Below are 24,645 nucleotides of genomic sequence, written 5' to 3'. Positions count from 1 at the left end.
GCTGCACCGCTGCTGGGGCATGCCTGTTCAAACATCTCGCCCAGCTTTGCAAGAACTATCAAAACAAGAGCTGGCAGCGCATGCATTCAAGCCACTTCAGACTGATTTCATAACAAGAACAATGAATATCCAGCGGTACACGCTATGAACTTTATAGACATTCTTCTCGCAGGCGCCATGCTCGGCGGCCTCTACGGCCTGGTGGCCATGGGGCTGACGCTGCAGTACGGCGTGGCGCGGATCATGAATCTCTCGTATGGAGAGTTTCTGATTGCACCGGCCTTTCTGGCTTTTTTCGCGGTCACGGAATGGGGTATTTCGCCCCTGCTTGTGCTGGCACTGGTCGTGCCGCTGGGCTTTGCCGTGCAATGGGTCATCTACCAACTGCTGCTGACCCCGCTGGTGCGCCGCGCCAAGGGCGGACCATCGCTGGAGGTGGATTCGATTCTGGCCACCTTTGGCATGCTGTTTGTGGCACAGGGCATCATGCTGGTGAACTTTGGCGGCGACTATCACAGCTACACCTATCTGTCGGACACGGTGGAGATTCTGGGCAGCAAGGTCGCAGCCAATCGCCTGCTGGTGCTGGTCGTGGCACTGGTGTTGGGTGGCGGACTTTATCTGCTGCTAACGCGCACCCGCGCCGGAGCCGTGGTGCGCGCCGTGGCCGTGGCACCGCAGTTTGCGCATATGGTCGGCATCAATGTGCGCAGCACGGCGGCACTGGCCTACGGGCTGGGCGGCGCACTGGTGGCCGTCTGCGGCGTGATGGTCAGCATGTTTTTGCCCTTCTCGGCCAGCATGGGCACCATGTTTGCGATGAAGGCACTGATCGTCGTCATCATGGGCGGCGTGGGCAATCTCATGGGCTGCCTGGTGGCCGGCATGCTGCTGGGCTTTGCCGAGACACTGGTGGCCTCTTTCATCGACCCCGGCCTGACGCTGGCCGTCAACTACGCGGTATTTCTGCTGGTGCTGCTGTTCAAGCCCACAGGCCTGTTCGGGAGGGCTGCACGATGAGCCGTAAAGAAGTTCTGATCTGGGCCCTCTGCGCCATCGCCACCGCCGGTCTGGCCTTGCTGCCGCGCTGGCTGACGGACGAGTACTACCTGTCCCTACTTATCAGCATCCTCATGTACTGCGTGCTGGCCACAGCCTGGGCACTGTTCTCGGGACCCACACGCTATATCTCGCTGGCCACCGTCGCCTTCTTCGGCCTCGGTGCCTACGTCACGGCCGTTTTTGGTGAATCGCTGCCATGGGCTGCCGTGCTGGGCATTGCTGCCGGTGTGGGGCTGGTCACCGCGCTGCTGGTGGGCCTGTCCACGCTGCGCCTGTCGGGCGTGTACTTTGTGATCTTCAGCTTTGGCCTGGCCGAGCTGGTCAAGCAACTGGTGACCTGGTGGGAGGTGAACATCACCAAAGACCTGGGCCGCTATGTGTTTGTGGACATCACCCAGCTCGACATCTACTGGCAGTTGCTGGCCCTGCTGGCACTGGTGCTGGCGCTGCGCGCCCTCATCAACCGCTCGCGCCTGGGCCTGGCCCTGCGCGTGATCGGCGAGGACGAAACCGTGGCCACCCACGTGGGCATCAACACCACGCACGCCAAGGTGCTGCTATTCACCGTCAGCGCCGTCTTCATCACCGTCACCGGCGCCATCATGGCCCCGCGCTGGACCTATATCGACCCCAGCATTGCCTTCGCCCCTGCCATCTCGTTTCAGACGCTGATCATGGCCTTACTGGGCGGCGCCGGTGCACTATTCGGCCCGATTCTGGGAGCCGTGCCGCTGGTGCTGCTGTTTGAATACCTGGGTGCCAACTTTCCCAACCATTTCTCGATTCTGCTGGGCCTGGTGTTTATCGTGATCGTGTATTTCATCCCCCAAGGCTTGTCTGGCGTGCTAGCCAAGCTGTTTGGAAAAAGCTCAGCCCAAAAGGTGGACAAACCATGAAGACAGCCACCCTGCTCTCCGTGCGCTCGGCTACCAAACGCTTCGGTGGTCTGGTCGCGGTCAACGAACTGAGCTTTGACATCTACCCCGGCGAAGTCGTGGGTCTCCTCGGCCCCAACGGTTCGGGCAAGACCACGGCCATGAACCTGATCTCGGGCGCTCTGCCCGTCAACGGCGGTGAGATTCTGTTTCACGGCCAGCCCATTCACACACTCAAAAGCCATCAGATTGCGCGGCTAGGCATTGCACGCACCTTTCAGCTGGTCAAGGTGCTGGGCTCCATGAGCTGCATGGACAACGTCATCGCCGGCCTGGCCTTCAAACCTCGCCCGCTGTTTGGCAAAGCGGCCACGCAGCGGGCGCTGGCGCTGCTGGTGCAGGTCGGTCTGGGCGAATTTGCACACCTACCGGCCGGTGACCTCACCTACATCAACCAAAAGCGCCTGGAGCTGGCCCGCGCACTGGCGCTTGAGCCGCAAATTCTTCTGCTGGATGAATGGCTGGCCGGCCTCAACCCCACCGAGCTGCAGCAAGGCATTGCATTGATTCAGCAACTGCAGTCCACAGGGCTGACGATTCTCATGGTCGAGCATGTGATGGATGCCGTGCACGCTCTTTGCAGCCGTTGCGTGGTGATGAATGCCGGCACCAAGATTGCCGACGGCCCCACGGCACAAGTACTAAAGGAACCCGAAGTAGTACGCGCCTATTTGGGCGAGGATGTGGATGGTGGTGAAGAAGAAACTGCGGAGACCCACCATGCTTGATGTGCGCAATATCTCGGTGAGCTACGGCAAGCACGAAGCCCTGCACCAGGTCAGTCTCAATGTGCAGCCCGGAGAGCTGGTGGTGATGCTGGGCGCCAACGGTGCGGGCAAGTCCAGCCTGCTCAAGGCGCTGGGCGGCATGGTCACGCCACAGTCCGGTGCCAGTGCGCAACTGGCCGGAAAGGAACTGATGCGCTTGCCCGCCCACGCTATCGTGCAGTCCGGCCTGGCACTGGTACCCGAAGGACGCGGCGTGTTTGGTGATTTGAGTGTGAAAGAAAATCTGCAACTGGGCGCACAGCCACAGCGTGCGCGAGCCAATGAGGCCAAGAATCTGGAGCAGGTCTTTACCCTCTTCCCCAAGCTGCGCGACCGCCTGCCCCAGGCCGTTCGCACCATGAGCGGCGGCGAGCAGCAAATGGTGGCCGTGGGCCGCGCCCTGATGAGCCAACCCGATATTTTGCTGCTGGACGAACCTTCGCTAGGCCTGTCTCCACTGATGTGCAAAGAGCTGTTTGCAGCGCTGGCCCGCATCAAAACACTGGGAATGGGCGTGCTGCTGGTAGAGCAGAACGCCCGCCAAAGCCTGGCGATTGCAGATCGCGGTTATCTGCTCGAGACTGGCCGCATTGTGGGCCAGGGTTCGGCCGCAGAACTTTCCAACAGCCCGGCCGTGCGACGCGCGTACCTGGGCGGCACACACTGATTTTGAACAAGCAAGGAGTACCCAATGATCGAACAAAAAATGCTGATCGCCGGCCAGGAATGCATCGCCAGCAATGGCGCGACTTTCGAGCGCAAGAACCCGCTGGATGGAAGCGTTGCCACCCGTGCGCCAGCCGCCACCACCGAAGATGCGATTCGCGCCTGTGATGCCGCAGCCGCCGCCTTCCCCGCCTGGTCGCAACTGGGCCCTAACGCCCGCCGCGCCATGCTGATGAAAGCCTCGCACGCACTCGAAGCCAAGGGCGAAGCGATTGCCGCCGCCATGGCCGCCGAGACCGGAGCATCGGGCATCTGGGCCGGCTTCAATGTGCATCTGGCCGCCAGCATGCTGCTGGAAGCCGCCTCGCTGACCACGCAGATCAATGGCGAGATCATTCCCTCCGATGTGCCGGGCAGCGTGGCCATGGCCGTGCGCCAGCCCGCTGGGGTGGTGCTGGGCATTGCGCCCTGGAATGCGCCCGTGATTCTGGCCGTGCGCAGCATTTCCACCGCTCTGGCCTGCGGCAACACAGTCATCCTCAAAGGTTCTGAACTCTGCCCCGCCACGCATGGCCTGATCATCGAAGCGCTGCAGGACGCAGGCCTGCCTGCAGGCGTGGTGAACTTTGTGACCAATGCCCCCGCCGATGCGGGTGCCGTGGTTGAAGCCATCGTGGCCCACCCCGCCGTGCGCCGCGTGAGCTTTACCGGCTCCACCAAGGTGGGCCGCATCATCGGTCAGACCTGCGCCAAGCACCTCAAACCGGCCCTGCTGGAGCTGGGTGGAAAAGCACCCTTCCTGGTGCTGGACGATGCCGATATCGACGCCGCCGTGGCCGCTGCCACCTTTGGAGCCTTCGCCAACTCGGGCCAGATCTGCATGTCCACCGAGCGCTTTGTGGTGGACAACAAGGTGGCCGAGGAGTTCATCGCCAAATTTGCCGCCAAGGCCCAAAGCCTGCCGCTGGGCGACCCACGCAAAGGCCCGGTGGTACTGGGGTCCGTCGTCGATCTGGCGACGGTGGAGCGCTGCAATGCCATGATCGACGATGCGCTGGCCAAGGGCGCCAAGCTCGTTTGCGGCGGCAAGGCCGAGAACACGCTGATGCCTGCCACGCTGATCGACCATGTGACACCCGCAATGCGTATCTTCCACGAAGAGACCTTTGGCCCCGTCAAAGCCATTGTTCGCGTCAACGGCGAAGAAGAAGCCATTGCCACGGCCAACGACAACGAGTTCGGTCTGTCCTCGGCCGTCTTCACCAAAGACACCGCCCGCGGCTGGCGCGTGGCGGCACGCATCGAGGCCGGCATCTGCCACATCAACGGCCCTACCGTGCATGACGAAGCGCAGATGCCTTTTGGCGGCGTCAAAGCTTCGGGCTACGGCCACTTTGGCGGGCGGCAAGGCATTGACGCCTTTACTGAAACCCGCTGGGTGACCATGCAGACCGCAGAGCGCCACTATCCGTTCTAAGCCGCTTGGTCAGCCGCTTTCTAAGCGACCATCAAAAAGCCGCCCGCACATTGCTGCCGGGCGGCTTTTCGTTTTTGATAGCAGCTAGCGCTTCATGAACAAGGGCTGCAGCTCAAAAACACTCAAATTACTGAATCACGCAAAGTCGTCATCAAAGAAGCCACCGCCATCATCCCAGCTGCCGCTGGCTGCACTATCGATGCTGCCAAGGCCTGCGTCATCCGCCAGGCTGGAGGTGTTGCCGCTGCCTTCCTGCAGGTTCTGCGTGCTGCTGTCCTGGGCCAGCGCTTTGCTTTCGCTGCCACCTAAAGGGCTGGCAGTGCTGGCTTGGTGATTACCCATCAAATTACCCAGCCCGTTGAACAAAAACATGCCTCCCGCCACACCGGCCGCTGCCGCTACGGCGCTGCCCAGAAAGCTGCCGCCTGCCGGTGCTGCAGGCTGGGCAGCGCTGGGGGAGCTGGATACGGCACTGGATGCGGCACTGCCTGAAAAGCGATCGCGCCAGCTGGATGCTTGCACGGCTGGCTGAAACTGGTTGGGGCTTTGATACGACGACTGCGCGCTAGCGGCATTCACAGAAGGCTCTGGCGCACGGCCAAAATGCGTGCTGAGCCCGCCCGAGAGAAAGCTGGAGCCACCCTGACTCTGGTTTTGCCGGGCCTGCTGCACTTGCTGCTGCAGCTCGCTGATCTGCTTTTGCGCCTGCTGCAAAGACTGCTCAAGCAGCAAGGTGCGCTGGGCCAGCCAGTAAACGGCATCGGGCGCGGCAGTCAGGCCGCTGCGCAGTTCAGCATCGGCCTGCGGGTCTTTGGGCTGCCCCTGTGTCAGCGTCAGTCGCGCGCACAGGTCTTGCAGCAATTGTTGCTCTTGAGAGGTCATGATGCGTTCCTTTATGGCACCAAAGATAAGGCCAGTATGCAGGCCTGCAAGAGCGCCCATGTGAAGGCCATGCAAGCGCTTTTTGCAGGATGTAACAAAACGCCCCTGATGCAGTGACAAGCTGCACATGGGACAATGCCAGCCATTGCGCCACAGCCGTGGCTGCGTTTTATTTTTTGCTGCGGGACTGGCCTGCAGCTCACCCAACTGCATACACACCATGGAAGTTACCCAACAATGCGTGGTCGCTCTGACCTGGACACTGAAAGACACTCTGGGCGAAGAGCTGGACGTGCTGGACGAGCCGGTGGACTTTCTCGTCGGCGGTGATGATCTGCTCAAGCGCATCGAAGAAGCGCTGCAAGGCCATGTGGCTGGCGACAAGCTGGATCTGCACCTGGAGCCCGAAGAAGCTTTTGGCGACTATGACGAAACCCTGATCTTCCTGGAAAAGCGCGAGCTGTTCCCCGCCGAGATCGAAGAAGGCATGACCTTCGAGAGCAGCGCCATGCCCCAGGGTACCAACCCCGTGCTGCCCGGTCTGCTCTACACCGTCACAGAAATCTACCCCGAGCATGTGGTGCTGGACGGCAACCACCCGCTGGCCGGTATTGCGCTGCGCATTCATGTGCAGATCGAAGCCGTGCGCAATGCGACCGAAGAAGAAGTGGGCCGCGGTACGGCTGGCACAGGCTTTTTCCGCATTGAGCCCCAGGCTCCGGGCAACGACACCCTGCACTGATCGCGGTGCTTGAAACAAAAAAGGGACTCTTGCGAGTCCCTTCTTAATTGGCCTGATGTTTATCGGCGAAAGATCTGGTTGCCTTCCACGCGCACATAGTCACCAACGCTGAGCTGCGGTGCGTACTGGTAGTCAACGGCGCGCATGCTACCGTCTTGCAGCTGCACCGTCACGCGGTACACATCACGCACGCTGCCACCGCCCACGCCGTTTTGCACGGCGTTGCCAGCCAAGGCGCCGCCCACCACGCCGGCAATCGTGGCCAGTGTGCGGCCCGAGCCCTTGCCCACCTGGTTACCCAACACGCCACCGATCACGCCACCGGCAATCGCACCACCGGCACCCACGCCGCTGCCATCCTGCACGCGCACGGTTTCAATGTTCATTACACGGCCCTGCTGGGCGTATTGGGGCTGTTGCTGCTGTGAATAGCAGTTGGGATTGTTGTAGCCGCAATTATTGGCGGGATAGCCTTGTGCAGGGATGCTGCCAACAGGGTAGGTCTGCGTGGTGGCCGGAAAGCCCGAACCAGAGTAGCCACCTTGCTGATAACCGCCCTGTGCGGGGTAGCCATTTTGGTAGCTGCCCTGAGGATAGGCAGCACAGGCCGACAGAACGGCGGCAATTGCGCCAACCATGGCCACGCGGCCCCAGCGTTGAATGACTTGCATGGAAATCTCCTGACAGGCGAATGCTGGGAGCATGCGCCGCAATATATGTTGTGAATGAGTGTACCGATCCAATTCGCATCGGATTTCCACTAAAACGCCCCACCCTGCTGCCGGGACGACATCTTTCACACTTGCTAACAATACTCAGCCCCCGGAAAACGCCATCCTCGCTCCTGCAACGATAGCTGGGCGGGTCTGCTGCAGCTCATTCTTCAGTTGAAACAGGTCAAATTTCAGAACCAGCCATCGCTGTGCGCTATGACCAAGAGAGCAGTCAATATCTGCTCGCTCAGTTCTTGCGGCGAACACGCAGCACTTCGCCGCTGCGGCCATCTACATCAAGCTTGACATAGCTTCCATCGCTGGCCGTGGCCTTGACTTTGTAAACACCGTCATCCCACTCGATCTCCTGAAACTCGCGATAGCCGAGCTTCTCGAGCTGGTCGCACACTTCGCGAATCCCCAGAGTCGGTCCCATGGCCATGCCACGCACGGCGGCCAGCGAAGCCGTAGCCCGGTCAACCATGGAGTTCTGTGGCGCAGCCTGACCAAGACCGGCAAACATCAACCCAGCCAGCCCCAGCAGAGCAGCGCGACACAGCGGCCTTGGAGATCTTTTCAACACCGGCATGCTGACCGCCTTGTGCCGAGGTTCGGAGATCAAGCGAGTAGCGGCAATATCGGCCTGCGGACGGTTCATTTGAAATTCCTTTTGACTTGTTTGGTGAAGCAACCACGTCCGAGGCAGCAGCAGTCCGGCCCGGTGGGTTCGGCCCATTGTTGGCAACCCCGCCTGAACCGCTTCTGAAGCCTGCGTTCAGCTTCCGTTCATGCTGCCCGGCCTATAACCTCGGCTGCGGCTAGCAATGCTGGCCAGGCCTTCCCCAGACAACCCTTGCCGATACGCCATGTCCTCACCACCCGACCATCACCACCACCGCTCCCCCGATGCTGCGTCGCGCAGACTCGGCAAGCGCCATGCCTTGCTCGCGCTGCTGCTGGCCTCGACCGGTTTTTGCACGCTGGCGATGTGGCCCACCACCTCGGACGCCGGTGACAACGATCACGAAATGGCACGCCAGGCCCTGCGCCAGGGCCAGGTCTTGCCATTGCGCACGGTTCTGGACCGGGTCGAGCAGCAATACCAGGGCCAGGTGATCAAAGTGGAATTCGACCGGGAGGACGGCAGGTTCATCTATGAAATCCGGCTGCTTCAAACCGACGGCAAGGTTGTCAAGCTCGAAATCGATGCGCGCGATGGCAGCCTGATCAGCATGAAACGCAAGAAATGATGCATTGCCCACCCATTTCGCTCCGAGAAAGAGACTAAGCATGCGAATCCTGTTGATCGAAGATGAGTCCACACTTCGCGAGCAACTGCAACAAGCACTGCAGCAAGCTGGCCATACCGTGGAAATGGCGGCAGATGGGGAGACGGCCCAATACCTGGGAGAGGTGGAAAGCTTTGACGCTGCAGTGCTGGACCTGGGTCTGCCAATCCGCGACGGACTCAGCGTTCTGCGCACCTGGCGTGCGCAAGGCCGAACCATGCCCGTGCTGATACTCACGGCACGCGGTGCCTGGCACGAAAAAGTGGCCGGCATGGATGCCGGAGCCGACGACTATCTGGCCAAGCCTTTTCACATGGAAGAGCTGCTGGCCCGGCTGCGAGCCCTGTTGCGTCGCCTGAGCCCGCATGCCAGCGCGCTTTGGCAATGCGGCGCCATCACCCTGGACTCGCGCCAGGCACGCGTCACCGTCGACGGCCAGGCGCTGACGCTCACCAGTCATGAATTCAAGGTGCTGGCCCTGCTCATGCAACGAATGAATGACGTGGTTTCACGCACCGAGCTCTCGGAGCATATCTACCCGCAGGACAGCGATCGCGACTCCAACACCATCGAAGTCTTTGTCGGACGCCTGAGGAAAAAGCTGCCGACCGGATCGATAGAAACCGTACGGGGTCTGGGCTATCGCCTGGTGCCTCAGCAAACCTCTCAGGACAAGCATGTCTGATCACACTCTTCACCCGCCCATGACTCACCATCAACCACCGCAGTCCGAAACCGGCTCCTGGAAAAATTCCTTGCGCCTGCGCCTGCTGACCGGCACCCTGATCTGGGTTCTGGCGACGCTGCTGCTGACCGGCTGGGGATTGCGGGCGCTGTTCGCCGAACATCAGGCACAGCAGCTGCGCTCTCAGCTCGTGGCAAGACTTGACCGCCTGAGCGCGGCCGTCGGCTTCCAGCCGGATCAACCGATACAGGTCACGGTCACACCCTTCTCTGGCGATCCGCTGCTGCAGCAACCCCTGTCGGGCACCTACTGGCAGGTTGATCAGCTGGATGTCACGGGAAAGGCCACGACCTATGCCGGCATTCAGCGCTCGCGTTCACTCTGGGATCAAACGCTGGAGTGGTCGCAATTCAAGGCCGACAAGGTCTGGGAACCCACATTGCCGCTGCACACACCGGCCACCTATGGCCGCATATGGGATGGCAACGGCAACGAGTTGCTGGTGGTGACACGCACCGTTCAACTGCCGGAGGCCGATGCCCCGCCCTTGCGTCTGATGGTCGCCACCGACACGGCCACGCTGGCTGTTCCGCTGCAACGCTTTACCCAGATGCTGATTGCCGCCCTGTGCATGCTCGCTGCAGGGCTGGCCGTGGCCGTGGTAGTTCAGCTCCAGCTGGCGCTGGCACCTCTGGCGGCATTGCGTCGTCAGCTCACCGCCGTCAGCCAGGGTGAAGCTCCCGAGATCAAGGGCAATCACCCCGCAGAAATCATGCCGCTGGTGCGCGAGTTCAATCATGTGCTGCGCATGAATGCGGAGATGGTGGAACGTGCGCGCACCCAGGCCGGCAATTTGGCCCATGCGGTCAACACGCCGCTGAACATCATGGGCAATGCAGCAGCGCAGCAAGACACTGCGCTGGCAGCGCTGGTGCGCGAGCAGGTCGCCAGTGCCAGCCGTCAGGTCGAGCATCATCTGGCCCGCGCACGCGCTGCCGCCGCTGCTGCGCAGCAAGGCCACGGCTTGCGCACACCGCTGGCAGAACCACTGCAGTCGCTGGTCCGCACCATGAGCAAGCTGCACGCCGCACGGAACATCTGTTTCGAGCTGCAGGGAGACGCTTCGGCCTGGGACTTCAGGGGGGACATGCAGGATCTGATGGAAATGCTGGGTAATCTGCTGGATAACGCGGGCAAATGGGCCCAATCCCGGGTCTTGCTGCAGATTCAGCCGGCAGCCGACGACAGCCGGTTCGTCATGCTGAACATTGACGATGACGGCCCGGGGATTGCGCCCGAACAGCGCGAGCGCATCTTCATGCGCGGTGAACGACTTGATGAGCAAAGGGAGGGCGCAGGCCTGGGTCTGGACATCGTGCGCGATCTGGTTCAGACCTATGGCGGCAGCATCGAAGCCTCTGACTCGCCATTGGGGGGGCTGCGCATGGAATTGAAGCTGCCAGGGGCGCGCAGAACCTGAGCTGGTTCAGAGACTGCGCAAGACCTGGACCAGGGTGTCGGCCTGCGGAAAGCACCAGTCAGCCAGAGCACCCAGCAACACGGCGGCCACCAGTGCGCCAAGCATGGGTTTCCAGCTCATGCGCAAGGCGGCCAGCAGCCAGCCTTCGCGCTCCACCACATAAAGAGTTCGGGTCATCAGCAGCGCAAACGCCACTTCGACGGCCACGGTCAAAAACAGGTCTGCGCCAAATACCAGCCAGAGCAACGAACCGGCACCGGTGACCGCCAGCAGCAAACCTGCAAAGAGCAGCAACACGGGAACGACGACCACAGCACCGTCGTCCAGCCCGCCTATATCCCCAATATCAATACCAGAAGAGCCAGAGCCAGCGACCTCCCCCAGCGAGGGCGCGCTGTCGAGCAGGGAAGCTGAATCGCCGCCCCAGTCACCTTGAGCTCCGCCGCCGCCAAACGAGCCGCCCTGCCCGCGCTCAACACTGCCTGCAACCTCCGGGGCTGTGGTCCGCACCGAGCCACCGGGTAAGTCGGCAGGCATATCACCCAGATTCCAATCCCGACGCAACATGCATCCGGCCCACAGCCGCACCAGCAACAAATACAGCAGATAGCCGCAGGCCAGAGAGATGCCGTAGCGCAACGCCATGCTGTCCATGCCCACATGCAGCAGGCCCAGACTGAGCAAGGACATGCCCGCCAGACTGAGTCCGCCCGTCAGCGCCGCATGCAGGCGCAACCAGTGGCGTTCTTGCAGGCGCCTTGTCAGGCGCTTTTGCAGCCGGTCTTCCTGGGTGAGCAGCACCCTCGTCCACGAGGCAGATCGATGCGTGCGGTTTGAGGGCTTGCGATTCATGCGCTGGTGGACGGAGATGACTAGCGCTTACTGTTTGCCGGTGGAGCCGTAACCGCCTTCGCCGCGCTCACTGGCATCAGCGAAGTCATCGACCAGATTGAACTGGGCTTGCACCACGGGCACGATCATCAGTTGAGCCAGGCGATCCATGGGCTGCAGCGTGAAAGCGGTTGGCGAACGATTCCAGGCGCTGACCATGAGCTGGCCCTGGTAATCGGAATCGATCAGGCCCACGAGGTTGCCCAGCACAATGCCGTGCTTGTGGCCCATGCCCGAGCGCGGCAGGATGAGAGCGGCGTAGTTGGGGTCTTTGAGGTGCATGGCCATGCCGGTGGGGATCAGCTGCCACTGGCCGGGCTCCAGCGTCACGGGCGCATCAATGCAGGCGCGCAGATCGAGTCCGGCGCTGCCAGGCGTCGCGTAAGCGGGCATGTTTTCGCGCAAGCGCGCATCGAGAATCTTGACATCTACGTTCATAAAAACCTTGGCAAAAAGCCCGGGAACCGGGCCTTGCAGTGATCCAGAGCGCAGCGCTGCTGCGTCTGGTTATTGAATAAAGGGCGTCATTGTCGCCCTTTTGCACACGCAAAAATGCGCAGCAGATTCGGCTTGCCTACCCTATTAGCCCTACTTGCCCTTCAGGCGGTTGAGCACACCCCCCACCAGGGTCATCAAGCCCATGATGGAGAGCATGGCGCCAAAGCCCGGCACAAACTGCGCAATGATGGTTCCGCCTACGATCATCGCCAGAGAGACAGGCGAAATCCAGGGCTTCTTTTGCGTGGCAGCCTGTGCCTTCTGGTTTTCAATATCCCGCTCCAGCGCCTTGAAGCGCTGCTGGGCCTCTTCCTTGCTGACGGCCTTGCCCCCTCGCAAGGGGTGAGCTGCAACGGTGCGGCTGGCAACAGTCTTCTGAATGACAGGCTTGCGCTCCACCTGCTGCTCAGCCATGTCTCTGGCTTTTTGCAGGGTGTCACGTAACTGGCTCATGGGTGAGCTGGCCTGCCCTCCGGGCGTAATCACAGCGGACTGCATCGCTCCAGCAATGCTGCGTTGCGTACGTCGGTACTCAGGACTGGCGCGCAGCAACTGGTCCACATAGGCCACATAGTCGCCATTGCGCGGGCCTTCATAGCTGGAGGGGATCATGTTCAGGTTCCTAGGGCTCAGTGTTCGGTCAGGGCTGCCAGATTACGGATTCACAGCGGGGAGTCGCAGCGCAATTTCATCCACCAGCTGGCGCGCCAGCACATCTTTGCTGGCGTGGGGCAGCTCTTTCGTGCCCTTGCCATCAATCAACAGCAGGGCATTGTCGTCCTTGCCAAAAGTGGCGGGGCCAATATTACCCACCAGCAGCGGCACGCCCTTGCGCAGGCGTTTGGCCGTGGCGTGCTTGAGCAGGTCATGGCTTTCCGCCGCAAAACCCACGCAGTACAGCTTGCCAGCCTTGGCCTGCGCAGACTGGGCGACGCCCGCCAGAATGTCGGGATTCTCCACAAAGCTCATGGCAGGCACATCGCCAGAGCCGTCTTTCTTGATTTTTTGATCAGAAAATTCGGCTGGACGCCAATCCGCAACAGCGGCGGTAGCGATGAAAATAGTGGCACGTCCCACCTGCGACTGCACCGCTTCCTGCATCTGGCGGGCCGATTGCACATTGATACGCACCACGCCACGCGGCGTAGGCAGGTGCACGGGGCCGGCCACCAGTGTGACCTGCGCGCCCGCCTCCTGCGCGGCGCGGGCAATGGCAAAACCCATCTTTCCACTCGACAAATTGGTGATGCCGCGCACAGGGTCAATCGCCTCAAAGGTCGGGCCGGCGGTTACCAGCAAATGCTGACCTTGCAGGCGCTTAGCCGTGAAGTGGGCGGCGAGCTCCTCCATGATTTCTTCGGGCTCCAGCATGCGGCCATCACCCGTCTCACCGCAGGCCTGGCTGCCGTTACCCACTCCCAGCACCGTGGCGCCATCGGCTTGCACCTGCGCCAGATTGCGCTGGGTTGCGGGGTGGGCCCACATTTCTCGGTTCATGGCGGGGGCCAGCAGCAGGGGCACTTTGTCCGTGGGGCGTGCCAGGCACATCAGGCTCAGCAACTCATCGGCACGGCCTTGCACCAGGCGCGCAATAAAGTCTGCGCTGCAAGGGGCGATGAGCATCGCATCGGCCTCGCGGCTCAGATTGATGTGGGGCATGTTGTTGGGCTCACGCACATCCCACTGAGAGGTGTAGACTGCGCGCCCAGAAAGCGCCTGCATGGTAACGGCTGTCATGAACTGCTCAGCCGCCTCCGTCATGACCACTTGGACCGTAGCGCCGGCCTGAACCAGCAAACGGCACAAAATGGCCGATTTGTAACAAGCTACGCCCCCGGAGAGGCCCAGCACCAGATGTTTGCCTGCGAACACGTCATTCATGCTGCGCAATTTATCAGACCTGGGCCAGTTTTCTGCGACTCAAGCATCCCTGTACGCCACGCCGAAATTCGTGGCGAACCTATAATCCTGTTTTACCACCACCAATAAAAGACATGACCAAGTTCGTCTTCGTCACCGGCGGTGTGGTGTCTTCCCTCGGTAAGGGAATCGCCTCAGCCTCCCTTGCAGCGATCCTCGAATCGCGCGGTCTCAAAGTCACCCTCATCAAGCTCGACCCCTACATCAACGTGGACCCGGGCACGATGTCGCCCTTCCAGCACGGTGAAGTGTTCGTGACGGATGACGGAGCCGAGACCGATCTGGACTTGGGCCACTATGAGCGTTTCATCGAAACGCGCATGCGTCAGACCAACAATTTCACCACGGGCCGTATCTATCAGTCCGTGCTGGAAAAAGAACGCCGTGGTGACTATCTGGGCAAGACCGTGCAGGTCATCCCCCATATCACCAACGAAATTCAGGAATACATCAAGCGCGGTGCCGGTCTGGGCACAGACCACGAAGTGGATGTTGCCATCTGCGAAGTCGGCGGCACCGTGGGCGACATCGAGTCCCTGCCCTTCCTGGAAGCTGCCCGTCAGCTGGCCCTGAAGCTCGGCCCCAACAATTCCGCCTTTGTGCACCTGACTTACCTGCCGTTCATCGAAACGGCCGGCGAGCTCAAGACCAAGCCCACCCAGCACACCGTGCAGAAGCTGCGCGAAATCGGTATCCAGCCCGACGCTCTGCTGTGCCGCGCCAAGCACCAGGTGCCTGATGAAGAGAAGGAAAAGATTTCCCTCTTCACCAACGTTCCCGAATGGGGTGTGATCTCCATGTGGGACGTGGACACCATCTACAAGGTGCCCCGCATGCTGCACGAGCAAGGTCTGGACGGCCTGATCTGCGACAAGCTGCGCCTGAACACGCCTCCTACCAACCTCAAGCGCTGGGATGAGCTGGTCTACGAGACTGAGCATCCTCAAGGCGAGGTCAAGATTGCCATGGTGGGCAAGTACGTGGAACTGTCGGACGCCTACAAGTCGGTCAACGAAGCCCTGAAGCACGCTGGCATGCGCAACCATGTTCGCGTCAAGATCACGCACGTGGACTCGGAAACCATCCACGATGCAGACGCTTCCAAGCTGCTCAAGGACTACGACGGCATTCTGGTGCCCGGCGGCTTCGGCTCGCGTGGCGTGGAAGGTAAGATCTCGACCGCCAAGTTCGCCCGCGAAAGCAAAGTGCCTTACCTGGGCATCTGCCTGGGCATGCAGGTTGCGACCATCGAGTACGCCCGCCACGTGGCCGGTCTTGAAGGTGCCAACTCCACCGAGTTCGACGCCAACACGCCCAACCCCGTGATCGCGCTGATCACCGAGTGGAAGGATGCGGACGGCACGATCAAGACACGTGACGCCAACTCCGACCTCGGCGGCACCATGCGCCTGGGCGCACAGTCGTCTGACGTGCAACCCGGCACACTGGCCCACAGCATCTATGGCGATGTGGTCACCGAGCGTCACCGCCATCGCTACGAAGCCAACACCCAGTACCTGGACCAGCTGCGTGAAGCCGGTCTGGTGATCTCGGCGCTGACTCAGCGTGAGCAGCTGACCGAAATCGTGGAACTGCCTGCCAAGACTCACCCCTGGTACATCGGCGTGCAATTCCACCCCGAGTTCAAGTCCACTCCCTGGGCAGGTCACCCCCTGTTCAATGCCTTCATCAAGGCAGCGATGGACAACAAGGCTCGTTCGGGCAAAAAGGCCTGATTCCCGTTCACTGGAATCAATCCTGAAATAGGAGCTGCCAGCGCTTGAAATATGAAGACTTCAGCATCAAATGCTGCTGAAGTCATTCAATTTATAGCGCCAGCAGCTTCAGTTTTGAAGCATGCAATGCGTGCACAAAGGAACCCACCATGAAACTCTGCGGCTTTGACATTGGCCTTGAAAAACGCTTCTTCCTGATCGCCGGCCCCTGTGTGGTCGAGTCCGAGCAGCTGCAGATGGACGTGGCTGGGCAACTGAAAGAAATCACGGCCTCTCTAGGCATCAACTTCATCTTCAAGAGCAGCTTTGACAAGGCCAACCGCTCCTCCGGCACCAGCTTCCGCGGCCCCGGCATGGAAAAGGGTCTGGAAATCATGGCCAAGGTGAAAAAAGAATTGAACGTGCCCATCCTCACCGATGTGCACACCGTCGAAGAAGTACCTTATGTAGCGTCCATTGTGGACATGCTGCAGACCCCGGCTTTCCTGTGCCGCCAGACGGATTTCATCCGTGCCGTGGCCCAGTCCGGCAAACCCGTGAATATCAAAAAGGGCCAGTTCCTGGCGCCGCATGACATGAAGAATGTCATCGACAAAGCCCGCGCTGCCGCCCTCGAAGTAGGTCTGCCTGCTGACAGCTTCACCGCCTGTGAACGCGGTGCCAGCTTTGGCTACAACAACCTAGTTAGCGATATGCGCTCGCTGGCCATCATGCGCGAGACCAACGCTCCCGTGGTATTTGACGCCACCCACAGCGTGCAGCTGCCTGGCGGCAACGGCACCAGCAGCGGCGGCATGCGCGAGATGGTGCCTGTTCTGTCCCGCGCCGCAGTGGCCGTGGGCGTGGCGGGTCTGTTCATGGAAACCCATCCTGATCCCAGCAACGCCCTCTCCGACGGCCCCAACGCCGTGCCTCTCAAGCACATGAAGGCCTTGCTGGAGACCCTGGTGGCACTGGATGACATCACCAAGCGCAACGGTTTCCTCGAAAACCATTTCGAAGCCTGAGCATGACAGCACTGCGCATCAACCGCACGCACACCGAGCGCCGCAAACCGCGGCCAGGCGTCTAAGCCCATGATGCACCCCGGCATGACTGACACGATGAACCGTGGCGTCATGCCTTTTTTGTGCCCAAAGCCTGTAACCGCAATATTCAAAAAGAAGAAACTCGATTACAGCATCACGTCAAGGCTAAAGCGGCCTGTCAAATTTGTGCACAATAGCTGCCGCAGCCTCTTTCATACTGATCGCGTGCATGGCGCGCGCAGCAGGTGGAAAGCAACCAGCTTCACAAGTTTTAATAGCAGCTTGCGCTTGATGCTCAAGCGCTTGGGCGTGATTTCATAACCGAAATCAGCCTGCACGTACCGATTTCAGAAACCCAAAGGAAATGCAATGAGTGCCATTGTTGACATCGTAGGCCGCGAAGTGCTGGATAGCCGCGGTAACCCCACCGTTGAATGCGACGTGCTGCTGGAATCCGGCGTGATGGGCCGTGCGGCTGTGCCTAGCGGCGCATCCACCGGCTCGCGCGAAGCGATTGAAATGCGTGACGGCGACAAGAGCCGTTACCTGGGCAAGGGCGTGTTGAAGGCTGTTGAGCACATCAACACCGAAATCTCCGAAGCCGTTCTGGGCCTGGATGCTTCCGAGCAAGCCTTCCTGGACAAGACCCTGATCGACCTCGACGGTACCGACAACAAGAGCCGCCTGGGTGCCAACGCCATGCTGGCCGTGTCCATGGCTGTGGCCCGCGCCGCTGCTGAAGAAGCCGGTCTGCCCCTGTACCGCTACTTCGGCGGCATGGGCGGCGTGCAACTGCCCGTGCCCATGATGAACGTGATCAACGGCGGCGCCCACGCGAACAACTCGCTGGACCTGCAAGAATTCATGATCATCCCTGTCGGCGCTCCCACCTTCCGTGAAGCCGTGCGCTGGGGCGCTGAAGTGTTCCACGCTCTGAAGGCCATCATCCACCACAAGGGCATGTCCACTGCCGTGGGTGACGAAGGCGGTTTCGCGCCTTCCGTGGAAAACCACGAAGCGGCAATTCAGCTGATCATCGAAGCCATCGAGAAGGCTGGCTACAAGCCCGGCGAGCAAATCGCTCTGGGTCTGGACTGTGCTGCTTCCGAGTTCTACAAGGACGGCATGTACGTTCTGGCTGGCGAAGGCAACATGACACTGACCGCTGTGCAGTGGACTGACATGCTGGCCGGCTGGTGCGACAAGTACCCCATCATCTCCATCGAAGACGGCATGCACGAGGGCGACTGGGATGGCTGGAAGATCCTGACCGAGCGTCTGGGCAAGAAGGTTCAGCTGGTGGGCGACGACCTGTTCGTCACCAACACCAAGATCCTGAAGGAAGGCATTGACAAGCACATTGCCAACTCCATCCTGATCAAGATCAACCAGATCGGCACCCTGACCGAAACTTTCGCTGCCATCGAAATGGCCAAGCGCGCTGGTTACACCGCAGTGATCTCGCACCGCTCGGGCGAAACCGAAGACAGCACCATTGCTGACATCGCCGTGGGCCTGAACGCAGGTCAAATCAAGACTGGCTCCATGAGCCGCTCCGACCGTATCGCCAAGTACAACCAGCTGCTGCGCATCGAAGAAGATCTGGGCGATGTGGCTGAGTACCCTGGCAACGCGGCCTTCTACAACCTGCGCTAAAGTGCAGGGCTAAGAGTAAGCGCCCAGCAACCGATTTTCGGCTGCGGCGCTTCTCCTGTTTCCACCAGGTTTTTTTATGGTTAACCGCGTCGTCTGCGTCACTCTGCTGGTTCTTCTGGCCGCCATTCATGCCCAGCTCTGGCTGGGCAATGGGAGCATGGCCTATGTGCAGGATCTGCATCAGCAGATTCAGGAGCAGTACGCCGCCAATGCCCTGGAAAAATCTGAAAACGACAGACTGGAGTCTGAAGTCAATGACTTGAAGGACGGCCTGTCGACCGTGGAAGAAAAAGCCCGCTACGAGCTGGGCATGGTCAAGCCCAATGAAATCTATATTCAGGTTTCCAAGCGCTGACCACGGCCCGCCCCGCAGCATTCAAAGCCAGCCTTGCGCTGGCTTTTTCATTGATATTCATGACTGATCACCGCTACCCCACCGTCGTTCTGCTGGGCATGCCCCATGCGCTGTCCCGCAGCATGGCCCACGCTTTGCTGCAGGCGTGGGAGCAAGGTGCAAACAAGGGCAGCCAGAACGCATGGCAATGCCTTGCCCCTCAAGCGAGTGAGGCTTGGCCGCAAGAAGCCTTGGTGTATGTGCTAGGCCAAGACTGGCGCGATAGCGACCCGGCAGATCCAACAATTGCGCGGCAGATCAGCGCCTGGCGAGAGCAGCTGGACGCAGAGCAGCGGCCTTATGTGATGCTGTATGGAAAGCCTTCTGCACAGTGGCTGCAGCTCGCAGAGTCTTTAAAATCCGTAGCACCTGACGCTGATTGGAATTGGATTTCAGCCCAAAACCCCTGGAAGCCCAGCGCGCGCATGCGCCTCAAGGGCTGCGAGCAGTGCGACGACCCTGAATGCGAACAGGCTCTGTTCGCCCAACTGAAAAAGGCCAGCTGACGCTGGCCTTTTTCAGTTACCGCAGTAAGTTACTGCAGCGACTTATTGCACCGCAGCAGAGCTTGGAGGCTGGGTTTTCAAATCCGTGAACAAGCGCGCCGCATCGATAGGGTCAAAGTGGTACTGCTGACCGCAGAAGTCACAACCCACTTCAATCTGGCCACGCTCGGCCAAGACGGACTCCACTTCTTTCTCGCCCAGCGAGACCAGCATGGTTCCCACACGCTCGCGGCTGCAAGTGCAGGCAAAGCGGGGTGCCAGCTCATCGGCCTGGGGCGCAAAGCGCAGCAGCTTTTCTTCCCAGAACAGGCGGCGCAAGATGGTGTCCACATCCAGCGTCAGCAGCTCTTCCTGCTTCAGGCTGGAGGCCAGCGTGGCGATGCGGTTGTATTCCTCGTTCATACCCTGGGCATCATGCTCGGCATCACCGCTTTCGGTGGCTGCGGACAGATTGGCTTCGCCCTTCACAGGCATGCGTTGCAGCATCAGGCCTGCGGCGACCTGATCGTTGGCGGCCAGCACCATCACGGTGTCCAGCTGCTCGGACTGCTGCATATAGAACTGCAGAGCATCCGACAGGCGTTCAAAACGGCCGCCATTTTGATCGTTCAATGACACCACGCCTTGATAAGGCTGCTGCCCGGGCTGGCGGTCCTTGGGGTCCAGCGTGACAGCACAACGGCCTGCACCGCGTGCATTGACCAGATTCGCCAGCGGAGCCTGCTGACCTTTGAGCGGGTAGTTGGCCTCGCCCACCAGCGATGCCGTGACGCGCAGGCTCAGGTCGGACTGCACTTCAGCCACGGCCAGCTTGACGGGGCCGTCACCCATGATCTGGAACACCAGAGCGCCATTGAACTTGATGTTGGACTGCATGAGCACGCTGGCAGCAGCCATCTCGCCCAGCAGGGCAGCCACGGCTTCGGGGTAGGCACCGGTTTCGCTGTTGCCAGCACGGCGCTGCAGGATTTCCTGCCAGGCATCGGTCAGGCGGACGATGGCACCACGCACGGGCAGGCCGTCAAAAATGAATTTATGCAGTTCAGACACGCTAATAGATCCCGGTAAAGGCTGGGCTGCTATCAACCCAGCTTGCGCAAGCCGCTCTTGAAGCGACGTGCATTCAACACATAATTTTTGGCGCTTTGGCGCAGACCTTCGATCTGCTCTGGCGACAACGCACGCACGGCCTTGGCGGGGCTGCCCAAAATCATGGATCCGTCAGGAAATTCCTTGCCCTCCGTCACCAGCGAACCTGCGCCAACCAGGCAATTTTTGCCAATTTTTGCGCCATTGAGCACCACAGCACCAATGCCGATGAGCGAGCCATCGCCAATCGTGCAGCCATGCAGCATTACTTGGTGGCCAACCGTCACATTGCAACCCACGTTCAGCGGCTTGCCCATATCGGCATGCAGCACGCTGGCATCCTGAATATTGGAGCCCTCGCCGATGGTGATGCTGTCGGTATCACCACGGATCACGGTGCCGAACCAGACGCTGGCATCTTTGCCCAGCGTGACGCGCCCCATGACCTCTGCGCTGTCCGCCACCCAGGCGGACTCATCGATCTCGGGCGCCACGCCATCCAGTTCGTAAATTGCCATGTGTTTTGTCTCCGTGGTTTATGACTTCTTACTTCTCTCAACAACCTAGAATTGTAGGGATGGAGTTACGTCATCGCGCGCTAGAGGTCTTGTGCTTTTCAGACCCAGAACAAAAAGCCGCTGCAGCCCTTGATCTGTATGCGCAAAAAGCTCTTTATTCGATAGCAGATACCGCGCCTGCGCTGCCTGTCCCCGAATCTGAGCTGCCGGGCCGCCCGGCCAGGCCCGAGCTCAAGCACCACACGGAAGTCGGTCGCCGCTCACCCGCCACACCAGAGGGGCGGGCCATTCTCATCCACGCCATTGCGCATATCGAATTCAACGCCATCAATCTGGCGCTGGATGCGGTATGGCGTTTTGACGGCATGCCCCAGCAGTATTACTACGACTGGCTGCAGGTTGCGGCCGAGGAAGCCAAGCATTTCCGCCTGCTGCGCGAGCACCTGCAGCAGTGCCATGGCAAGGACTATGGCGACTACCCCGCCCATCAGGGTCAGTGGACCATGTGCGAGAAAACGGCGGGCGACATTACCGCCCGTATGGCACTGGTACCCAGAACGATGGAGGCCCGTGGTCTTGACGCCACGCCGCAAATTCAGAACAAGCTGCGCAACACCCATGCACCCGATGCACTGGCAGCTGTAGAGATTCTGGACATCATCTTGCGCGAGGAAGTGGGCCATGTCGCCATCGGCAACCACTGGTACCGCTGGCTGTGCGAGAAAGATGGACGGGACCCCGTTCCGCTGTATCAGGAACTGGCAACCCGCTACGAGGCACCGCGCATGCGCCCGCCCTTCAACGAAAGTGCGCGCCTTGCCGCAGGCTTTACGGTGACGGAGATGGACTGGCTCAAACAAAATTGAGTCATCTTTCTTGACTCGAATCAAGTTTTTTGAGCTGTTACACCCCTTCAGCCCAAGTTGTTGGCGCAAAAGCCCCACACGCTCAAAGCTGACACTATGATCGGCTCATTCTTACAGCAACGAGCAAAGCCAACTTTTCCTCACCAACAGATGGCATGTACAGATGAGTGAACAAACCCTAAAGGACACGGCTTTCGCCCCCTCGCGCAACCTGTCCAAAGGCATGATTGCCCGCCAGCCCATCGTCAATGGGCTGCAGCAAATCATTGGCTATGAGTTGTTCAACCGCTCGCGCTCGCCTTACGACCACACCATGTCGTCCGATGCGACGCTGATCTTTGCCGCCCTCACGCACGCGGGCGAAGAAGACTTGGTGGGCACCAAGCTCATGTTTGTGAACTGCACGCATGAAGGTCTGACCGGCGAGCACCTGGAGCTGTTGCCCGCCGACAAGGTGGTGCTGGAAATTCCCCCGCTGGGCCACGCAGCCATTCACGAAGTCGCGGCACGCCTGCCCACACTGCTGGCCCTCAAGGATCAAGGCTTTCACCTGGCCTTCAACCATACGGTGCTGGAGTCTGAATATTCGGCCTGGCTGCCGCTGGCCGATTACATCAAGCTGGACCTGTCGGCTCTGGCCCCGGCCCAGCTGACAGTACTGGTCAAATTTGCCAGCCGCCACTCCCGTGCCGAACTGATTGCCGAGAAGGTGGAAAGCGCGCTGCAGCACGACCTGGGCCAACGCCTTGGCATCGAGCTGTTTCAAGGCTTCTGGTTTGCACGCCCCACGGTGATGCAAACCCGCCTGCTCACCCCCTCACAGCAAAGCATCATTCAGCTGCTGACCCTCGTGCGCGAGCAAGCCAGCACCGATGCGATTGAAGAAGTTCTGAAAAAAGACGCAGCACTGGCCTTCAACCTGTTGCGCCTCATCAACTCAGCCAGCTTTGGCGCGCACCGCGAGATCACCTCGTTCAAGCAAGCCGTCATGCTGCTCGGCATGAACAAGCTGTTCCGCTGGGCGGCCATGCTGCTGACGGCCGCCCGCGAAGGGGGTCCACCGCCCGCCGTAGGCCAGACCGCTGTGATTCGCGGGCGCCTGATGGAGCTGCTGGCCAAACATTCGCTGACAGAGACCGATACCGACCTGGCCTTTATCTGCGGTATGTTCTCCATGCTCGACCGCATGCTGAACATGCCTCTGCCCGCGGCTCTGGCGCTGATTCCCGTATCCGAGGCCGTCTCTGCCGCCCTGCTGCGCCACGAAGGCATTCTGGGTGAGCTGCTCATCCTCACGCAAGCCTGCGAGAGCCAGGACCTGGATCAGTTTGACCGCAGCGCTGACAGCCTTGAGCTGGAACACAACGACATCAACCAGGCCCACCTGCAGGCACTGAGTTGGACGGAGTGCCTGTCCGATTGACAGAGCACAGCACACACCCTATTGATAGCAACCATGGAAACCTCAGACACCTCCGACCTGCCTCAGCCCGCTGACCCAAGCACGGACAAAGACGATGCCAACATCGCCAGCATTGCGCGTCAGGCCATCGTTGATGAAAAACGGGATGTGTTCGGCTACGAGCTGTTTGACCGCTCCGTCTCGCACAACGCGCACACCGCCGCCTCTGATGCTGCACTGCTGTTCAACGCCCTGTCGTACGCAGGCGCCGAAGCGCTGGTGGGCAAAAAGACGGTCTTCATCAACTGCACGCATGAAAGCCTCAGTGGCGGCCATCTGGAGCTGATTCACCCCGATCGCGTGGTACTGGAAGTGCCGGCCCTGCCTGCCGATGCCTCGCCGGAGAGCATCGAGGCCTGCCTGCCCACCTTCAACGCCCTGCGCCAGCGCGGCTTTCGTCTGGCGTTCGATCAGAACCTGCTGCGCCGCAACTACGCGTCGTGGCTGCCCATGGCCTCCTTCGTCAAACTGGACATGCAGGCCTTCGGACTGGAGCACGCCGAAAAGCTGGTGAAGTTTGCTCAGACCTACACCCGCGCTCAGATCGTGGCCGAGAAGGTCGAAACCGCCGAGCAGTTTGATCACATGCTCGGCCTGGGCATCAAACTGTTCCAGGGCTACTGGTTCGCCCAGCCCCAGGTGGTGCAGGCGCGCACCATTCGGCCCACGCAGGCGACCATCATTCAGCTCATCAACCTCGTGCGCCAGCAGGCCAGTACCGAAGAGATTGAAGAGCTGCTCAAGAAGGACCCCACGCTGTCCTTCAACCTGCTGCGCTTCATCAACAGCTCGGGCTTTGGCCTGTCCTGCGAGGTCACATCCTTTCGCCATGCAGTGATGATTCTGGGCCTCAAAAAGCTGTTCCGCTGGGCGGCACTGCTGCTGACCACCTCGCGTGCAGGCGGTACGCCGCCCGCCGTGGGCCAGACCGCCGTGGTGCGCGGCCGCCTGATGGAACTGCTGAGCGCCGAGCTACTGCCCCCCGAGGAAAGCGACCATGCTTTTGTGGTCGGCGTGTTCTCGCTGCTCGACGTGATGCTGGGCCAGCCCATCGTCAAGGCACTGGAATCCGTGGCACTGCCGCAATCCGTCGTCGATGCACTGGTGCACAACAAGGGCGTGTTCGCCCCCTTCCTCGACCTGACGCGCGCCTGCGAATCGGGCGACGAAGCGGCCTTTGCACAGGCCGCCAATGCGCTGCACCTGTCCAACCATCAGGTCAACTGGGCCCACCTGCAGGCCCTGAGTTGGGCTGACAGCCTGATCAGCGAAGGAGCTTGACTATCAAAATGTGAGCTTCTAGCGCACATAGACAAAAGGGCTTGCGGCTAAATCGGCCGCAAGCCCTTTTCATTCAAGCGCAAGGCGCTATCGTTTTACTTA

The 24,645-nt window shown here is 60.4% G+C and carries 26 protein-coding genes; 17 read left to right on the top strand and 9 right to left on the bottom strand.

Features of this window, described 5'->3' with window-relative positions; genetic code table 11:
• Positions 1 to 144 precede the first annotated feature (144 nt).
• Genes HF327_RS13765 through HF327_RS13745 form a run of 5 tightly spaced genes read left to right on the top strand, consistent with a single transcriptional unit; the run spans position 145 to position 4,907 of the window.
• Entirely contained in the window at positions 145 to 1,020 is an 876-nt protein-coding gene (locus HF327_RS13765; RefSeq protein ID WP_198460707.1) for a branched-chain amino acid ABC transporter permease, read from the top strand.
• Positions 1,017 to 1,958: a branched-chain amino acid ABC transporter permease gene (locus HF327_RS13760; protein WP_198460706.1), complete on the top strand. Its 942-nt coding sequence runs from the start codon at positions 1,017 to 1,019 to the stop codon at positions 1,956 to 1,958. Before HF327_RS13765 ends, HF327_RS13760 begins: the two co-directional genes overlap by 4 nt.
• A complete protein-coding gene (locus HF327_RS13755) occupies positions 1,955 to 2,725 on the top strand; it encodes an ABC transporter ATP-binding protein (RefSeq protein ID WP_198460705.1) in 771 nt (256 codons plus the stop codon). The genes HF327_RS13760 and HF327_RS13755 overlap by 4 nt, the downstream gene beginning before the upstream one ends.
• Entirely contained in the window at positions 2,718 to 3,431 is a 714-nt protein-coding gene (locus HF327_RS13750) for an ABC transporter ATP-binding protein (protein ID WP_198460704.1), read from the top strand. The genes HF327_RS13755 and HF327_RS13750 overlap by 8 nt, the downstream gene beginning before the upstream one ends.
• A gap of 24 nt (positions 3,432 to 3,455) precedes the next feature.
• On the top strand, positions 3,456 to 4,907 hold the full coding sequence (locus tag HF327_RS13745; protein ID WP_198460703.1) for an aldehyde dehydrogenase: 1,452 nt from the start codon (positions 3,456 to 3,458) through the stop codon (positions 4,905 to 4,907).
• A 135-nt stretch (positions 4,908 to 5,042) separates the two neighbouring features.
• Here HF327_RS13745 and HF327_RS13740 read toward each other — a convergent pair whose 3' ends face one another.
• Positions 5,043 to 5,789, bottom strand: coding sequence for a DUF2076 domain-containing protein (locus HF327_RS13740; protein ID WP_198460702.1), 747 nt, complete (start codon positions 5,787 to 5,789; stop codon positions 5,043 to 5,045).
• 220 nt (positions 5,790 to 6,009) lie between these two features.
• Between HF327_RS13740 and HF327_RS13735 the strand changes: the two genes are divergently transcribed.
• The gene (locus HF327_RS13735) at positions 6,010 to 6,531 is read left to right on the top strand and encodes an FKBP-type peptidyl-prolyl cis-trans isomerase (protein ID WP_099738099.1); all 522 of its coding nucleotides are present in this window, start codon (positions 6,010 to 6,012) and stop codon (positions 6,529 to 6,531) included.
• Positions 6,532 to 6,590: 59 nt separating this feature from the next.
• Here HF327_RS13735 and HF327_RS13730 read toward each other — a convergent pair whose 3' ends face one another.
• Complete coding sequence (locus HF327_RS13730; protein ID WP_198460701.1) at positions 6,591 to 7,202, bottom strand: outer membrane lipoprotein; 612 nt, start codon at positions 7,200 to 7,202, stop codon at positions 6,591 to 6,593.
• A gap of 289 nt (positions 7,203 to 7,491) precedes the next feature.
• Positions 7,492 to 7,902: a PepSY domain-containing protein gene (locus HF327_RS13725; RefSeq protein ID WP_198460700.1), complete on the bottom strand. Its 411-nt coding sequence runs from the start codon at positions 7,900 to 7,902 to the stop codon at positions 7,492 to 7,494.
• Between the two features lie 283 nt (positions 7,903 to 8,185).
• Between HF327_RS13725 and HF327_RS13720 the strand changes: the two genes are divergently transcribed.
• Genes HF327_RS13720 through HF327_RS13710 form a run of 3 tightly spaced genes read left to right on the top strand, consistent with a single transcriptional unit; the run spans position 8,186 to position 10,698 of the window.
• Positions 8,186 to 8,494, top strand: a complete 309-nt coding sequence (locus HF327_RS13720; RefSeq protein ID WP_407927044.1) for a PepSY domain-containing protein — start codon at positions 8,186 to 8,188, stop codon at positions 8,492 to 8,494.
• Between the two features lie 40 nt (positions 8,495 to 8,534).
• Positions 8,535 to 9,218, top strand: coding sequence for a response regulator transcription factor (locus HF327_RS13715; protein WP_198460698.1), 684 nt, complete (start codon positions 8,535 to 8,537; stop codon positions 9,216 to 9,218).
• Positions 9,211 to 10,698 carry a sensor histidine kinase gene (locus tag HF327_RS13710; protein WP_198460697.1) on the top strand — a complete coding sequence of 496 codons (1,488 nt, stop codon included), beginning with the start codon at positions 9,211 to 9,213 and terminating at the stop codon, positions 10,696 to 10,698. The genes HF327_RS13715 and HF327_RS13710 overlap by 8 nt, the downstream gene beginning before the upstream one ends.
• Before the next feature lie 6 nt (positions 10,699 to 10,704).
• Here the strand turns inward: HF327_RS13710 and HF327_RS13705 are convergent, their stop codons facing one another.
• The 4 genes from HF327_RS13705 to coaBC form a co-directional block, all read right to left on the bottom strand.
• Entirely contained in the window at positions 10,705 to 11,550 is an 846-nt protein-coding gene (locus tag HF327_RS13705; protein ID WP_198460696.1) for a hypothetical protein, read from the bottom strand.
• Positions 11,551 to 11,577: 27 nt separating this feature from the next.
• On the bottom strand, positions 11,578 to 12,027 hold the full coding sequence (gene dut / locus HF327_RS13700; RefSeq protein WP_198460695.1) for a dUTP diphosphatase: 450 nt from the start codon (positions 12,025 to 12,027) through the stop codon (positions 11,578 to 11,580).
• A gap of 150 nt (positions 12,028 to 12,177) precedes the next feature.
• The gene (locus tag HF327_RS13695) at positions 12,178 to 12,699 is read right to left on the bottom strand and encodes a hypothetical protein (RefSeq protein WP_198460694.1); all 522 of its coding nucleotides are present in this window, start codon (positions 12,697 to 12,699) and stop codon (positions 12,178 to 12,180) included.
• A 42-nt stretch (positions 12,700 to 12,741) separates the two neighbouring features.
• Entirely contained in the window at positions 12,742 to 13,968 is a 1,227-nt protein-coding gene (gene coaBC / locus HF327_RS13690; protein ID WP_198460693.1) for a bifunctional phosphopantothenoylcysteine decarboxylase/phosphopantothenate--cysteine ligase CoaBC, read from the bottom strand.
• Between the two features lie 113 nt (positions 13,969 to 14,081).
• On the opposite strand from coaBC, the gene HF327_RS13685 reads away from it, so the two are divergent.
• The 5 genes from HF327_RS13685 to HF327_RS13665 all read left to right on the top strand — a co-directional run bounded on the left by HF327_RS13685 (position 14,082) and on the right by HF327_RS13665 (position 19,327).
• Positions 14,082 to 15,743, top strand: a complete 1,662-nt coding sequence (locus HF327_RS13685; RefSeq protein ID WP_198460692.1) for a CTP synthase — start codon at positions 14,082 to 14,084, stop codon at positions 15,741 to 15,743.
• 149 nt (positions 15,744 to 15,892) lie between these two features.
• Positions 15,893 to 16,750 (top strand): 3-deoxy-8-phosphooctulonate synthase, encoded by an 858-nt coding sequence (gene kdsA, locus HF327_RS13680; protein ID WP_099738105.1) that lies wholly within the window; start codon positions 15,893 to 15,895, stop codon positions 16,748 to 16,750.
• 390 nt (positions 16,751 to 17,140) lie between these two features.
• Positions 17,141 to 18,427: a phosphopyruvate hydratase gene (eno, locus tag HF327_RS13675; RefSeq protein ID WP_198460691.1), complete on the top strand. Its 1,287-nt coding sequence runs from the start codon at positions 17,141 to 17,143 to the stop codon at positions 18,425 to 18,427.
• A gap of 76 nt (positions 18,428 to 18,503) precedes the next feature.
• Positions 18,504 to 18,782, top strand: a complete 279-nt coding sequence (locus HF327_RS13670) for a septum formation initiator family protein (protein WP_198460690.1) — start codon at positions 18,504 to 18,506, stop codon at positions 18,780 to 18,782.
• 59 nt (positions 18,783 to 18,841) lie between these two features.
• Positions 18,842 to 19,327 (top strand): hypothetical protein, encoded by a 486-nt coding sequence (locus HF327_RS13665; protein WP_198460689.1) that lies wholly within the window; start codon positions 18,842 to 18,844, stop codon positions 19,325 to 19,327.
• A 42-nt stretch (positions 19,328 to 19,369) separates the two neighbouring features.
• Here HF327_RS13665 and hslO read toward each other — a convergent pair whose 3' ends face one another.
• Together hslO and HF327_RS13655 are read right to left on the bottom strand one after the other, a co-directional pair.
• Entirely contained in the window at positions 19,370 to 20,377 is a 1,008-nt protein-coding gene (gene hslO, locus HF327_RS13660; protein WP_198460688.1) for an Hsp33 family molecular chaperone HslO, read from the bottom strand.
• Between the two features lie 32 nt (positions 20,378 to 20,409).
• Positions 20,410 to 20,934 (bottom strand): gamma carbonic anhydrase family protein, encoded by a 525-nt coding sequence (locus tag HF327_RS13655; protein ID WP_198460687.1) that lies wholly within the window; start codon positions 20,932 to 20,934, stop codon positions 20,410 to 20,412.
• 59 nt (positions 20,935 to 20,993) lie between these two features.
• Between HF327_RS13655 and HF327_RS13650 the strand changes: the two genes are divergently transcribed.
• From HF327_RS13650 to HF327_RS13640, 3 genes are all read left to right on the top strand, one after another.
• Complete coding sequence (locus HF327_RS13650) at positions 20,994 to 21,800, top strand: ferritin-like domain-containing protein (RefSeq protein ID WP_198460686.1); 807 nt, start codon at positions 20,994 to 20,996, stop codon at positions 21,798 to 21,800.
• 163 nt (positions 21,801 to 21,963) lie between these two features.
• Positions 21,964 to 23,223, top strand: a complete 1,260-nt coding sequence (locus HF327_RS13645; RefSeq protein WP_198460685.1) for an EAL and HDOD domain-containing protein — start codon at positions 21,964 to 21,966, stop codon at positions 23,221 to 23,223.
• Between the two features lie 33 nt (positions 23,224 to 23,256).
• Positions 23,257 to 24,543 carry an EAL and HDOD domain-containing protein gene (locus HF327_RS13640; RefSeq protein ID WP_198460684.1) on the top strand — a complete coding sequence of 429 codons (1,287 nt, stop codon included), beginning with the start codon at positions 23,257 to 23,259 and terminating at the stop codon, positions 24,541 to 24,543.
• The last annotated feature ends 102 nt before the right edge of the window (positions 24,544 to 24,645 follow it).

Source organism: Comamonas suwonensis, assembly GCF_012844455.2.
Classification (GTDB): Bacteria; Pseudomonadota; Gammaproteobacteria; order Burkholderiales; family Burkholderiaceae_C; genus Comamonas; species Comamonas suwonensis.
This window is presented reverse-complemented; position numbering and strand designations above follow the sequence as displayed.

Excerpts from the sequence above, each read along its gene's own strand:
- HF327_RS13765 (WP_198460707.1), top strand. The coding sequence starts at position 145 with ATGAACTTTATAGACATTCTTCTCGCAGGCGCCATGCTCGGCGGCCTC.
- HF327_RS13760 (WP_198460706.1), top strand. The coding sequence starts at position 1,017 with ATGAGCCGTAAAGAAGTTCTGATCTGGGCCCTCTGCGCCATCGCCACC.
- HF327_RS13755 (WP_198460705.1), top strand. The coding sequence starts at position 1,955 with ATGAAGACAGCCACCCTGCTCTCCGTGCGCTCGGCTACCAAACGCTTC.
- HF327_RS13750 (WP_198460704.1), top strand. The coding sequence starts at position 2,718 with ATGCTTGATGTGCGCAATATCTCGGTGAGCTACGGCAAGCACGAAGCC.
- HF327_RS13745 (WP_198460703.1), top strand. The coding sequence starts at position 3,456 with ATGATCGAACAAAAAATGCTGATCGCCGGCCAGGAATGCATCGCCAGC.
- HF327_RS13740 (WP_198460702.1), bottom strand. The coding sequence starts at position 5,789 with ATGACCTCTCAAGAGCAACAATTGCTGCAAGACCTGTGCGCGCGACTG.
- HF327_RS13735 (WP_099738099.1), top strand. The coding sequence starts at position 6,010 with ATGGAAGTTACCCAACAATGCGTGGTCGCTCTGACCTGGACACTGAAA.
- HF327_RS13730 (WP_198460701.1), bottom strand. The coding sequence starts at position 7,202 with ATGCAAGTCATTCAACGCTGGGGCCGCGTGGCCATGGTTGGCGCAATT.
- HF327_RS13725 (WP_198460700.1), bottom strand. The coding sequence starts at position 7,902 with ATGAACCGTCCGCAGGCCGATATTGCCGCTACTCGCTTGATCTCCGAA.
- HF327_RS13715 (WP_198460698.1), top strand. The coding sequence starts at position 8,535 with ATGCGAATCCTGTTGATCGAAGATGAGTCCACACTTCGCGAGCAACTG.
- HF327_RS13710 (WP_198460697.1), top strand. The coding sequence starts at position 9,211 with ATGTCTGATCACACTCTTCACCCGCCCATGACTCACCATCAACCACCG.
- HF327_RS13705 (WP_198460696.1), bottom strand. The coding sequence starts at position 11,550 with ATGAATCGCAAGCCCTCAAACCGCACGCATCGATCTGCCTCGTGGACG.
- dut (WP_198460695.1), bottom strand. The coding sequence starts at position 12,027 with ATGAACGTAGATGTCAAGATTCTCGATGCGCGCTTGCGCGAAAACATG.
- HF327_RS13695 (WP_198460694.1), bottom strand. The coding sequence starts at position 12,699 with ATGATCCCCTCCAGCTATGAAGGCCCGCGCAATGGCGACTATGTGGCC.
- coaBC (WP_198460693.1), bottom strand. The coding sequence starts at position 13,968 with ATGAATGACGTGTTCGCAGGCAAACATCTGGTGCTGGGCCTCTCCGGG.
- HF327_RS13685 (WP_198460692.1), top strand. The coding sequence starts at position 14,082 with ATGACCAAGTTCGTCTTCGTCACCGGCGGTGTGGTGTCTTCCCTCGGT.
- kdsA (WP_099738105.1), top strand. The coding sequence starts at position 15,893 with ATGAAACTCTGCGGCTTTGACATTGGCCTTGAAAAACGCTTCTTCCTG.
- eno (WP_198460691.1), top strand. The coding sequence starts at position 17,141 with ATGAGTGCCATTGTTGACATCGTAGGCCGCGAAGTGCTGGATAGCCGC.
- HF327_RS13670 (WP_198460690.1), top strand. The coding sequence starts at position 18,504 with ATGGTTAACCGCGTCGTCTGCGTCACTCTGCTGGTTCTTCTGGCCGCC.
- HF327_RS13665 (WP_198460689.1), top strand. The coding sequence starts at position 18,842 with ATGACTGATCACCGCTACCCCACCGTCGTTCTGCTGGGCATGCCCCAT.
- HF327_RS13655 (WP_198460687.1), bottom strand. The coding sequence starts at position 20,934 with ATGGCAATTTACGAACTGGATGGCGTGGCGCCCGAGATCGATGAGTCC.
- HF327_RS13650 (WP_198460686.1), top strand. The coding sequence starts at position 20,994 with ATGGAGTTACGTCATCGCGCGCTAGAGGTCTTGTGCTTTTCAGACCCA.
- HF327_RS13645 (WP_198460685.1), top strand. The coding sequence starts at position 21,964 with ATGAGTGAACAAACCCTAAAGGACACGGCTTTCGCCCCCTCGCGCAAC.
- HF327_RS13640 (WP_198460684.1), top strand. The coding sequence starts at position 23,257 with ATGGAAACCTCAGACACCTCCGACCTGCCTCAGCCCGCTGACCCAAGC.